This window comes from Levilactobacillus tongjiangensis, assembly GCF_003946345.1.
In the GTDB taxonomy this organism is placed as follows: Bacteria; Bacillota; Bacilli; order Lactobacillales; family Lactobacillaceae; genus Levilactobacillus; species Levilactobacillus tongjiangensis.
In genome coordinates, this window is record NZ_RHNY01000023.1 from 1 (window position 1) to 13265 (window position 13265).

A 13265-nucleotide genomic window follows, 5' to 3' on the forward strand; every position below is an offset into this window, starting at 1 on the left:
GGGGCAGTGTGCCCCTTTTATTATACAAAAAATTGGTGTTGATAGATTTCTCTATCAACACCAAATATCATAGAACCGTTTTTTTATGTTTTATCATAAAAGAATTGATGAATTTTTCCACGAATAATGCATATTAATTAGCTGTATTAGTAATAACTGGTAATTCGAGATCACTGACAGTTGGCTTGTCTTTCCAAAGTAAACCTGGAATTACGGTGACGGGGCAGTTATCTGGTGATAAATTAAATATTCAAAAAAGGGTTGTTTACTAATAAATTTAGGTTAATGTGTGGAAGGTAAAAGGCTTGAATTTTGTGAGGAGACCACATATAATTATATTGGTTAATAAGAGAAGTAGTACAGGGGCGTTCGCTTTTTGACAATTTGACTAGGTTGTCAAGTAGCGGTGAACGCAGTCACGTGTACAGAAATGTCATGACAAGACTGTACAACTAAATGTAAAGTTAAGTGCCCGCTAGGTGTTACGGTAAGTAGCAGGCAGAGAGTGTGGCTCATCGGCAGGACTAGGTTGTCGACGGGCTTTTCACGTCTCAAGGGGAGGAATTAGTTGAAAGTCAAAGCCATTTTACTAGGGATGATCGCCCTATCGGCGAGCCTGTTAGGGTGCCATTTATTAACGGCGCAGGCAGATACGGATTCGGTTACGGCGAATGCGCCGGCGGGAATCACAGTTGGTAGTTATTTCTCTCCCGGAACGATTGCCAATAATGCCGCCAAATTGATGGATACAGGTCATGGATTAGATCAAGCCGTCAAGTTAACAAATTACCGGGTTGGAACTGAATTGGGAACGATTTGGACCAGCAATGAAGCAGCGATGAATTTAAATGAGAATGAAAAGGCCTCGATGTGGCTTTACTTAGGTAATGGAAATTCTTCCGCAGCGGATGGCATTGCTTTTGTTATGCAGAATGATGATCGGGGAGTCGGTGCTAGTTCAACTAACGCGGCTGGTCAGCCGCTTAACGGTCAGACGTTAGGTGTGTGGGGTGGTGACGCGCGGACAGACTTTACCAAACCGGTTGATACGCAGGCAATTGCCGACAGTGCCATTCAAAAGAGCTGGGCGCTAGAATTTGATACCTTTGTGAACGGAACTTCAATTGATTTGAGAAATGGTAAGGCAGATAACGACTTTGATGCCGACATCGCAGGCGGGTATCCCCACATCGGGTCTAATTATCCTGGGGATAAGAACAGTTATGCACAGGGAACGCTTAGCAATGGTAAATACTATGCGAAGCTCAATCACCTGGGAGTTTTGAAAAAGAGTTACAGTTATCTCTCAGATAGTTTTTGGCATCACTTAACCTTGAATTGGAACAAGGATGCTAAAACCATGACTTATACGTTTGGTGATAAGGATCCGTCGACTGGAGCACCGATTGCGACCGTTGCCAATGGCGGTACGGCGCAAACTGCGACCGTTCCGATTGCTCTCAGTAAGCTAGGTGTTGGTAGCGATGGGCACGTTCGGTGGGGCTTTACCGGCTCGACCGGGATTGCCAAGAATACGGAAGAAAATGCGGTCGTTTTTGAACAGGTTCCGGGACTGGTCAATGCCAGTGCCACGGCTGATATTACAGATAATTCACAAGATGATCAGGTTATGACGGCCGCAGCGGCGGATAAAATCTATACTGGCGACCGACTGTCTGTAAAGTATCATTTGAGTTATGATGGGGGCCGTGAATCTTGGAAAAATGTTCAGGCCACGTTGAAGTTACCAGCTAACGTGGCGTTTAATGATACAGCGACCATCACCTATGCGGATGGCTATCAGCAACAGATCACTGGCTTAGATAATCATAATATTTCCGGCCAGACCGTCAACGTTGCCTTAGACGCCGACCATGTTTTATCGGACAGCAATAAGACGGCTACCATTACCTTAAAGGGGAAGGGTGTACTCGCAAGTGGTGTGACCTCGGCCACCTCTAAGTCAACGCACAGCAATTTTGATGGTTCTAATGCGTTGACCGATGCCAGCTTGAACGCCTTTAATGTGACCCAGCCAGCTGCAGGCGCCATGAGTATGGTACTGACCAGTGGCCAAGTTGGTATTGGTGGCACGACGAGTAGTGAAACCATGACGGGTGCTAAGAACGTGACGGTTACTGGAAAGGTTAACTACGTGAGTGGGAACGCCAGTAAGAATAGCGATATCACCTTACATCCTACGCTGAACGGCAAGGACCTGGCCCCGGTAACTTTAAAGGACAGTGATCCGGCGGGACAGTTTAACTATACGATTCCGGCCGCCTCACTTATTTCTGGGTTGAAAGACGGCAATCAACTGATTATGTACGCGCGTGATCAATCAGGTCGGTCGACCAATGATACGGTCTATACGGTCAACGTGAAGGAAGGGACGATTAAACTTGACGTTCCGACTGAATCGTCTTTCAATGGTGATGATCCGCAAAAGTTGACTGGGAAGTCGATGTCCTTTGCGCCGGACAGTAATCTTCACGTGAACGTCAATGATACCATGGGAACGGGTGATCAATGGACACTAACGGCGTCGGCGGACCCAATGGTAGCAGAGCTTCAGGGCAATCCAATCAATGGCGATCTGGCTTACGTTGATCAGAATGGCCAACAAAACAGCTTGTTGGCAGGGGCCGTGACGATCATGAAACATACGACGACGTCTGACAATGATGTGGTCGATGTCATGCAGGACTGGAACAAAAATCAGGGGCTCCTGCTGAAAACGAACCCTGGATTAACCATTGGGACGTATAAAACGACCATTCACTGGACGCTGCAGAATACGATGGCGACTGGTTAAAAAAGTTATTGATATTTAGTGTGAAGCTACTCGAGTAATTGGGGTAGCTTTTTTGCTGTCTATGGCGGAAATAAAGCGGATTTATGCTAGATAAATATGATGAATTTTCAGAGCTGAATCAATTATAAATACTGTTATATCAACGATTTAGACGTGATGTTTCGGTAAACGTGGTATACTAAAGAAAATTAATCAGGGGTGTTAGTATTATACGAGGATAACTATATTAAAATAGTTATAACCACTCGGAAATTTTAGATGAATCGGTAGTTGCTCCTGATCAGGAAGGAGCCACCAGAATGATGGTTAAAGGAGTCGTGTTAGGTTTTGTTAGTTTTTTGGTTGCCAGTTTTTACCTATTAACAGTAACCGCACAGGCGCGGACGCCGTTCGATTTAAAGCATGGGCTAGAGACGACGCCGCAAGGAATTGCCCTGCCAAGTCTATTTGAAGCTGGGCGGTCACCTTGGAATCATGCAGTTGTCGTTCCTTCACAGAATAGACGGACACCAACAACCCAGGTGGTTCAACTCACAGATGATGCTGGTCAGGTGGGAGCAATTTGGTCTAAAGAGAACTATCGGTTCAACCTAAACCACCGACAGACTGTTTCAATGTGGCTGTATTTTGGCGATGGGGGGAGTTTCCGAGCAGATCGAAACGTCGCTGGGGATGGTATGGCGTTTGTGCTGCAGAATGGTGGGGGCGTTCAGGCAGCACCCAAGTATCCGGGAAAAATTTTTGGCGAGACTTTAGGAGTTTGGGGGATCGACAATTTAAACAGTTTTTATTCCACCGCCGGGGATGTTGCCAAGACAGCTATTCAACACAGTTGGGCTTTGGAATTTGATACCAATTTGAACAAAACTGCTGACATAAATAGTGGGGGAAAGGGCGATGCCTTTGACCTCGACAGCGATGATAATAACTTGATGACGCCGCATATTGCTTCCAATTATCCTGGTGAATCGAGCAGCTATGTTCCTAAGGACAATTACAGTTTAATTCGATTTGCCCGGTCCTATGCGCTCTTACATAACGGGGTTCTCGCAGGAAATGACTTCAATTTTCTTTCCAACGCTAAGTGGCACCATTTAACGTTAACGTATGAGCCCAATTCATCTGAGGCTAAAGACGCTAGCATAACGTATTCCTTTAATGATCGGGATCCCATCACTGGTGTATCAGCTCGGTCTGGCATGACGGCGACTGTTCCCATCGATCGAAGTATCATTGATCCGGATAATACGGGTCAGGCATGGTGGGGCTTTACGGGATCAACCGGTAATAGGGAAGAAAACAATCTAGTCGTGTTTGATGAGATTCCAGACTTAGTTGATAGTGAGGCACAATCACACTTACGGGTGCAGGTAGCCGGTGCCACTGATAAAACGATTCCAGTGAAAGCGGGGGATACCTTGGCTAAAGGCGACAAAGTGAGTTTGGCTTATCAGCTACGGTATCTGAATGGTAGCCGCTCGTGGCACAATATTGAGGCCCAACTTCGATTACCTAAGCGGCTACGGTTTAACACGATGAAGGTTCAGTATCCTGATGGAACTGAGACAAAATTGAACGGAACAGACCTGACCCTGCCAGTGATTCGGCAGAAGCTTCAGACACTTTCTGATAATTGCAATCAAGCGACCATTGAATTGACAGGTGTCGTGAAGGATTCGACGGGGCCGGTTCCAGCGGCTACCAGCGAATTTAAGGGAGACGAAGCCGTTGCTGCCACGTCGACGCCAGAGTTTCACGTGCAAGGAAGCAATAGTATGGTCTTACATTTAACATCAACGGCTAGTCTCACCGTTGATAACAGCCAGTCAGTTTCATTGCCGGGGATGGTTGACCTTTCCAATTCGCAATACCAAAGTGGTGACGTGAAGATTAGGGGAGAATTGAATGATGATACCCAGTTACCGGACCAGAAGCTATCAGCTGCTGACATGCGAGGGGCCTTTAACTACAAGATTCCGGCCAATACGTTACGTAAGGGACACAATACGTTGAAATTGACGGCGGTTGACCCGGATGAGGCATTTTCTAACACGATAACAACGTCTTTAATTGCGACCAACGAGCCTAAAAGTACGGGGACTTTGGGCTTTGCCAATTTGGCCGGCCAAGCTGATTTTTCTGGTAAACTAACGGGAAATCGACAAACGTTACCTAATCACTCAACGCTGGACCTTCAGATTGAAGATTCACGTGCAGCTGGGCATGGTTGGGACTTAAAGGCCAGACTGAATCAGCCATTGACCAATGCGGTGACTAAACAACCGCTACTTGGTGACCTTTATTACGCGACGACCTGGGGTGACCATGAGGTGCTTTCAAGTGCAGACCAAATCGTTGCACATGGTGAGACTGATGGGGATGATCAGGTAGTCGACGTGACGGCTAAGTGGCAACAACAATATGGCCTATTTCTACAAGTAAACGCAGGTGCGCAGCAGGGCCTTTATTCTGGGAGCATTACCTGGACGCTCGCTGACACACCGCACACTTAAAGATAAAAAACGCACGAAAAAAGGGCCGAGACGCAGTGTCTCGGCCCAAGGTATCTCATGTGGGATATTTGAAAATTATCTAGAATGGCTAGGCCGGCCAGTTAAACCGCTGGCCTACACAGACCTACTTAGTCAGTTCATCTAGCCAAGCAGGTAATGCCGCTGCCAATTCTTGATAAGTCAGTTCAAACTTATGGGTGTACCAGGGGTCGTCAATGGCCTCGCCAGTACGACCTGGGAGAATATCCAAGCAGAGCTTAACCTTGGCCGCATCGGCCGCTGAGGGGGCCATTCGTTGCAAATTAGCCACGTTGGCATGATCCATCGTAATGATGGTATCTGCCCAGTCAAAGTCCGTGGCCGTAATTGGTCGGGAGCGATGGTGACTCGCATTTAGTCCGTGAGCTTGCATAGCTTTGAGGGCCCCGGGGTGGGGATGATTACCTTCTTCTTCAGGGCTGGTGGCGACAGAAGCTACTTCAAACTGGCTGGTGAGGTGACGTTGTTCCAGCAGATCATTGAAGATGGCCTCCGCCATTGGTGAACGACAGATGTTACCGAGACAGACAAACAGAACGTGTTGCATGGGTGGAACCTCCTAATTTAATGTTAAAGTCAGGCAAAGCTACTGGCCTCGTGATTTTTCATTTGTTATGATGAGTTTACCAGAGTCCATAGGAGGAGTGATAGAGAATGGTTGCAATAATTTTAATTATCGTGCTGGTCATCTTGGTGGCGTGGTACATTGGTGCCTACAACGGGGTGATTCGGACACGGACGCACGTCCAAGAATCTTGGAGTCAGATTGACGTTCAGCTCAAGCGACGGAATGACTTGATTCCTAACTTGGTTTCAACGACAAAAGGGTATGCGAACTACGAGCAGTCCACGTTAAAAAAGGTGATTGCTTTGCGGAACCAATTGACTGAGGTCCCCGCTGATGATCATCAACAGACTATGGAAGTTTCTAATCAATTATCCACGACGTTGCGGTCACTGTTTGCTCTGTCTGAAAATTATCCAGACTTAAAGGCCAATGCACAATTTAGTAAATTAATGGAAGAATTAACGAATACTGAAAACAAGATTGCTTACTCTCGACAGCTGTACAACAGTTCAGTAGCCAACCTGACCATGAAGATTCAGTCCTTCCCAAGTAACATTGTCGCCAAGGTCCACCATTTCCAAGAAAGCGACTACTTGCAAGTTCCTGAAGAAGAAAAGACGACGCCAAAGGTTAACTTTGATGACTTTGGCCAAGATAAGTAGGCGATAACATGTTGTATGATCAAATTGCCATGAACAAACGCCGGACCGGGTATGTGATGTTTGGGTTTGGTGTGTTAGTGCTCGCCATCGGTGCGGCACTAGGTGACTTATTTTGGGCGAACTGGGAGTCGGGAATCTTGTTGGCAGCGGTGGTTACTGTGGTCTACATGCTGATTATGATTAGTCAGTCGACTAACGTGATTATGAGCATGAACCATGCCAGAGAAATTACCGATGAAAATCAAGCGCCAGAGTTGTGGCACTTGGTGGAAGACATGGCGATGGTGGGCCAAGTGCCCATGCCGCGGGTCTTCATCATTGAAGATGCTAGTCCAAATGCCTTTGCGACGGGCAATAATCCTGAACATGCAGCGGTCGCAGTCACAACCGGTATTCTAGAACGATTGAACCGTGAAGAGATGGAAGGGGTCATTGGCCACGAAATCTCCCACGTCCGAAACTATGATATTCGCTTACAGACGATTGCGTTGGCGTTGTCAGCGGCCATTGGGTTACTCGTGAATTTTTCCAGCAACTGGCTCTGGTGGGGTGGCGCACGGCGGCGGGATGATCGTGATTCCGGTGGTAATGCCATCGGATTGGTTATTTCACTCGTGCTGATTATTTTGGCACCATTAGCTGCTAGCATTGCTCAGATGGCCTTGTCTCGAAACCGAGAATACCTAGCCGATGCCTCTAGCGTGGAGTTGACTCGGAACCCACAAGGTCTAATCAGTGCGTTACAGAAAATCGACGACAGTGCGCCCATGAAGGCAGCTGATGCCAATAGCGCGGCGCTTTACATCAGCGATCCTTTCAAAGGAAAGAAAAATTTTGCGGATTTATTTGCCACTCATCCACCAATGGCCGACCGGATTGAACGACTCGAAAAAATGTAAAAATTTATGGACAGTTGGAGGCGGTTTCGTAGTACAATTAAACATGATTGATACTAGGGGAAAGAGTGTTGGCATATGCGCGGAAATTTCATTTATTTAAGTCTAGAACCCGTGACGAATATGATTTATTCGTTGGGCATATCACCAGCTGATTTTTTAAATGGCGTTCCGGCCATCCCAAATCAGTTGCTTTTGCTGAACGAAGAATCCGGTAATGATGTGGAAATCAATCCCCACACCCGATTACAGACGGTCACAGGCCAGGCGCAAGTTCGGCGTTACCTACTGGGTAAGCACGAACATGCGGTGAAATGGTTAGACTACACGCACAGCGACGACCTCGATTTCCTTTTACCAGGTGAATTAGCGGAATTACTTTATTTGGCCCACATGGGGACGCACATCCGGACACCGTTCTACGCAAAATTGCAGAACGAGTACGCTTTTCTAACGTTAAGAGATGGGTTCTACAAAATCTATTATCGGAATTTAGCGGATTTTGATCACGTCCTAGAGGTTAGCATCAAACGGCACTTGCGCGCGATGCACAACAACCGGTGGGTTTTTGCCCGGCCATTAGCCATTAGTGATCTGCCTCATGAAATTGTCTTACAGTTGACGCAAGGCCTGATGGATGGCATGATTGTGGCCTTTGATCAATTAGTCGAACGTCATCGGGTTTACGTGATTCCAGTCCGAGCAATCACGCATCCCGAACGGCAGAACACTTGGTATTCTCAGGAAGAGGTTTACGCGGATTCCCGAGAAGTTGCGAGTTTACGTTACGATTTAACTACCGGTGAATGGGCGTTGAGCATTCACGACAACCAGGTCTTTAGTGACGTGGCTGATTCCATTTAAAAATTTGTCAACCACTGTTGGGCCCTTGCCCTCAGTGGTTTTTATTTGCGTTTTAAGTTAGGTGAACGCAATTCATGGTATAATGAAAAACAGATTTTATTGCGATTAGAACTGTTCGGCTGACTTACCGAATGGAAATCAATTTGACAACGGGACGGTCCCAGCGGCCATTCCGCCAATTAGGAGTAGAAAACATGAAGATGCAACTTGCTGAAATTGCTCATGCAGTTGGAGCAATCAATGATTTCGAACAATGGCGTAGTGTCAGTGTGACCAGCGTGGCGTTTGACAGTCGACACCTCCAGCCGGGGGGGCTTTTTATCCCATTGACTGGCGAACAGGACGGCCATCAATTTATTCAATCGGCCATTGACCACGGGGCAGTGGCCACGTTGTGGGCTCGCGACATGGCCGGTGCTCCCGCTGATTTTCCCGTTCTCCAAGTGGCGGATTCTCTGAAGGCGTTGCAGGCCTTGGCCCAGTACTATTTGTCTAAAATCAATCCGCGAGTGGTTGCCATTACTGGTAGTAACGGTAAGACCACCACGAAGGACATGATTGCGTCAGTGCTGGCTACTCAGTTCAACGTGACCAAGACGCACGCTAACTTTAACAATGAGATTGGTGTTCCCATGACCGTGTTATCCATGGAACCAAATACTGAAATGTTAGTGGTTGAAATGGGGATGGATCGACCTGGGCAACTTGATTTCCTAAGTAGCTTAGTCATGCCAGACCTGGCAGTGATTACCATGATTGGTGAAGCCCATATCGAATTCTTTGGGACCCGTGACAAGATTGCGGATGCTAAGATGGAAATCACGCACAGTCTGAGTGACGATGGTATCTTCGTTTATGATGGAGACGAACCGTTACTGCGCGAACGTTCGACTGACTTGGTTCAACGGCAAGTAACCTTTGGCCAAGAGGGGACTAATGATCTGTTCGCTACCGATGTTCAAGCAACGTCCACGTCGACGAGCTTCGTGACGAATCAGTGGCCCAAGGTGACCTTTACGATTCCAATGATTGGGGCTTACAATGTGAACAACGCCTTGGCTGCTCTTTCAGTGGCGTCCGTTTACCGGATTCGGCCGGAAAGTGCGCAGAAGGCACTGGCTACGGTCAACCTGACTGAGAACCGGGCTGAATGGCTGGAGAGTAGTACCGGGGCCGCTATCCTGAGTGACGTCTACAACTCCAATCCAACGGCTGTTAAGGAAGTCTTAGCGGCCTTCTCGCGGACACCAGTTGCCGGCAAGCGGTACGTGGTTCTGGGAGATATGTTGGAGCTGGGTGATCAGGCCAGTGCAATGCACGCTGGTCTTGCCACGGCAATCGACCCAACGGCCATTGCTGGCGTTTACTTGGTTGGTCCGTTGATGGAGGCATTGGCTAAAGCATTAGCTGATCGTTATCCAAACCTACCAGTAGCCCACTATGGCGCGGATGAGCTGACAACGCTTACAACTGATTTACAGGCGAAATTAACCCCTGCTGATCAGATTTTATTAAAGGCATCCCATGGCATTCATTTGGAGCAAGTGTTGGCCGCACTGCGGGATTCCACTGAAAACTAACATGAAAATGAAGCAACTTCCATGAGTCTTGGGAGTTGCTTATTTTGTTTCAGCGTTGTATGATGGCTTAGTTGTATTTAAGAAACGAAATTACCCCGTTCTAGCCAATCATCATCCGCACCAAGGAAAACGGATTTTTTCCAAGTATTTTGAGGCACTAGGGCGACGTATCCATTAGGAGGAAAATATTTTTGAAGTTTAACGAACTAGGTCTTTCTGAAGACCTACTGAAAGCAGTTACCACAGCAGGTTATGAAGAAGCGACCCCAATTCAAGCCGAGACAATCCCAATGGTCTTAGCTGGTCAAGATGTTATTGGCCAAGCTCAGACTGGTACTGGGAAGACTGCGGCCTTCGCTTTACCAATCTTGGAAAAGATTGATAAGAGCAACGAAAACGTGCAAGCGTTGGTTGTTTCCCCAACACGGGAACTGGCTATCCAAACCCAAGAAGAAATTTATAAATTAGGCCGTAACGAACGGGCAAATGTCCAAGTCGTTTATGGTGGGGCAGATATTCGTCGTCAAATCAAATCCTTAAAGAACCACCCGCAAGTGGTTGTTGGGACCCCGGGTCGGTTACTGGATCATATTCGCCGGCACACGCTGAAGCTAGATCACGTTCAAATGTTGGTCTTAGATGAAGCTGATGAAATGTTAAACATGGGATTCTTGGATGACATTGAAGACATCATCAAGCAATTGCCAGAAGAACGTCAAACGATGCTCTTCTCAGCAACGATGCCACCCGAAATTAAGCGGGTTGGTGTTCAATTCATGCAAGACCCTAAGCACGTGAAGATTAAGGCTAAAGAATTAACGACCGACTTGATCGATCAATTCTACGTCCGTTCACGTGACTTTGAAAAGTTTGATGTGATGACGCGTTTCTTCGACGTTCAATCACCAGACTTGACCATCGTCTTCACACGGACGAAGCGTCGGGTTGATGAAATCTCTAGTGGGCTGCAAGCTCGTGGCTACAACGCTGCAGGGATTCATGGTGACCTGACCCAGAAGCGTCGGACTCAAATCATGAACGAATTCCGTCATGGTCAATTGGACATCCTGGTTGCAACCGACGTGGCTGCTCGTGGGATCGATATCAATGACGTGACCCACGTTTATAACTACGATATTCCACAAGATCCAGATAGCTACGTTCACCGTGTCGGCCGTACTGGTCGTGCCGGGAAGCATGGGGTTTCCATGACTTTCGTAACGCCTAACGAAATGGACTACTTGCGTGAAATTGAAAAGCTGACGAAGGTGCGGATGCTTCCTTTGAAGCCACCTTCGGATGAAGAAGCCTTGGTTAGCCAATTAGGTGCTGCTAAAGAAGCAGTTAGCGAATTGGTTAGCAAGACGGATACCGAAAAGTTTGCTAAGACGGCTGAAGGTCTCTTAAACGAATACGATGCTGAAGACTTGGTTGCAGCGCTCTTAAACGACCTGACCAAGGACAACAGTAACCAAGTACCCGTTAAGATTACTCCAGAACGACCATTACCTAAGCGTGGTGGCAAACGTCATGGCGGTGGCGGCTACCATCATGGTGGCGGGAACCATCGTCGTAGTGGCAACGGTGGCGGTGGCTACCGTGGTCACCGTAGCAACGACTCACGTGGCGGCGGTCATGGTGGTTCACGTGGCGGTCATGATTCTTCTCGGAGTCATGATTCACGTAACCATGGTGGCGATAGCCGGAACCATCGTAGCAACGGTGGTAACAGTGGTCGGCGTAACGAGGGTGGCAGCCGCGGCTTCACCATTCGTAAGAAAGACTAGTTTCATCTAAAAATTGATTAGAAGTGAGCTCTTACCGGCGGCAACCGGTAGGAGCTTTTTCTTTGCCCAAAATTATTGACGAAAAATTTTACTAGCTTGAAATGCCGGCAAATCAGTAGTTGACTAATAATTTTATACTATAAATTGATATTAGTTAAAAATATTAGTTGCGTTTGTCGCCTAGGCATGATATTATTCTCTTATCGAATTGATACGAAGAATCTTATGACAACCAATTATGGAGGATAAATCATTATGGCAAACCACTTTGACTTACACGCAGCATTGACGCTCGCCACGAAGCCAGGTCCTTTTGTGACAATGACCTTACCCATCACGGGGATTCCGAATACCGACCGAACACAATTTAATAGTTTACTGAAACAAGGACGGTCTCAGTTGACCGAATTAGCACCCGACAGAGTGTGGTCTGCATATGAGCCAGCCTTTGCGCCATTTACTCATGGTGCGTTAACCAACGGCAGTGCTATGGGACTGCTGATCATGGCTGGGCCAACGACGAGTTATCATTATTGGTTACACAGCCCGGTAATGCCAACCTTGGCAGTAACTTATCAGCCAAACGTACTGCCGATTTTACAGGCGCAAGATCAAACAAGTGATTACGACTTACTCTTACTTGGCCGTGATGCCTTCGAGTTGGCACAGGTTCGAGGTGGTCGCGCCGAACTCGTCAATCTTCCAATCGAGGCACCCGCCACTATGGCGCAAGCGTTAGGCGAGGAAGTTCGTGACCGAGGTCGTTGGCAACGATCCGCTGGGGTTGGGACGCACTATAGTGGAACCGGGTCATTGGATACTGCTAAAGCCGCTGACCAACGGAATTACTTTCAGCAGGTCGATACCTACGTGACACAACATTATTCAAATGTGGCGCAGGTTCCCCTAATCTTAGTTGCTGGTGCGAATGAACAAGGGAATTTCCGCAAGCTTTCCCAGAACGCGTACTTGGAGGCCACGGTACGGGTAACGCAGGTGCCTAACCTGGCTGCTGCTAATCAAACACTCGCGGCTTTAACGGTTGGTGTGAACCGCCAACGTTATGAGCAGGCGGCCCAGATTCGTCAAGATGCCTTTGCTAAAGCCCGTCAAAATGAGCAAATCGTTATGGATCTCGGCCGGTTGGCAACAGCGGCCGTTCAAGGCCAGTTGGCGAAACTCTGGATTCGGACGGAAGCCTTTCAACCGGGTCACCTGACTGCACAGGGTGCGGTGATGACGGCGACGGCTCTGAGTCGGCAGAACAATCTTTACAACGATTTGGCGCTCTTGGTTAGCCAACTTGGTGGTGAGGTACACTTGCTACCAGCCGAGATGATGCCAACGAGTCAACCTATAGCTGCACAACTCCGGCTCCGCGAGGCCGTGATGCATTAATTTAGGGACAAGGGAGAGTGCGGACTGCGAGCCCACTCTCCCTTTTGACTAAATTGGGTGGGATTACGACTACCTGAACACCAACCGCTTCTTAACATTAGTTTACAATTACGCTTAACTGGGTAACTTGTTGCGGTAATCAC

The 13265-nt window shown here is 47.7% G+C and carries 9 protein-coding genes; 8 read left to right on the forward strand and 1 reads right to left on the reverse strand.

The genetic code is table 11. The annotated features are described in order from the left end of the window. The first annotated feature begins 568 nt into the window (after positions 1–568). Positions 569–2815 carry an L-type lectin family protein gene (locus tag EKM75_RS11340; protein WP_125694685.1) on the forward strand — a complete coding sequence of 749 codons (2247 nt, stop codon included), beginning with the start codon at positions 569–571 and terminating at the stop codon, positions 2813–2815. Positions 2816–3114: 299 nt separating this feature from the next. Beyond that, positions 3115–5328, forward strand: a complete 2214-nt coding sequence (locus EKM75_RS11345; RefSeq protein WP_125694687.1) for an L-type lectin family protein — start codon at positions 3115–3117, stop codon at positions 5326–5328. Positions 5329–5452: 124 nt separating this feature from the next. Here the strand turns inward: EKM75_RS11345 and EKM75_RS11350 are convergent, their stop codons facing one another. Then, the gene (locus EKM75_RS11350) at positions 5453–5914 is read right to left on the reverse strand and encodes a low molecular weight protein-tyrosine-phosphatase (protein WP_125694689.1); all 462 of its coding nucleotides are present in this window, start codon (positions 5912–5914) and stop codon (positions 5453–5455) included. A 107-nt stretch (positions 5915–6021) separates the two neighbouring features. On the opposite strand from EKM75_RS11350, the gene EKM75_RS11355 reads away from it, so the two are divergent. From EKM75_RS11355 to EKM75_RS11380, 6 genes are all read left to right on the forward strand, one after another. Further along, complete coding sequence (locus tag EKM75_RS11355) at positions 6022–6597, forward strand: LemA family protein (RefSeq protein WP_125694691.1); 576 nt, start codon at positions 6022–6024, stop codon at positions 6595–6597. A gap of 8 nt (positions 6598–6605) precedes the next feature. Continuing rightward, on the forward strand, positions 6606–7496 hold the full coding sequence (gene htpX / locus EKM75_RS11360; protein WP_125694693.1) for a zinc metalloprotease HtpX: 891 nt from the start codon (positions 6606–6608) through the stop codon (positions 7494–7496). Positions 7497–7571: 75 nt separating this feature from the next. After that, the gene (locus EKM75_RS11365) at positions 7572–8357 is read left to right on the forward strand and encodes a hypothetical protein (protein WP_125694695.1); all 786 of its coding nucleotides are present in this window, start codon (positions 7572–7574) and stop codon (positions 8355–8357) included. A gap of 194 nt (positions 8358–8551) precedes the next feature. Further along, the gene (locus EKM75_RS11370) at positions 8552–9937 is read left to right on the forward strand and encodes a UDP-N-acetylmuramoyl-tripeptide--D-alanyl-D-alanine ligase (protein ID WP_125694697.1); all 1386 of its coding nucleotides are present in this window, start codon (positions 8552–8554) and stop codon (positions 9935–9937) included. Positions 9938–10128: 191 nt separating this feature from the next. Next, a complete protein-coding gene (locus EKM75_RS11375) occupies positions 10129–11724 on the forward strand; it encodes a DEAD/DEAH box helicase (protein ID WP_125694699.1) in 1596 nt (531 codons plus the stop codon). Positions 11725–11979: 255 nt separating this feature from the next. Next, complete coding sequence (locus tag EKM75_RS11380) at positions 11980–13122, forward strand: baeRF6 domain-containing protein (protein WP_125694701.1); 1143 nt, start codon at positions 11980–11982, stop codon at positions 13120–13122. Positions 13123–13265: the final 143 nt, after the last annotated feature.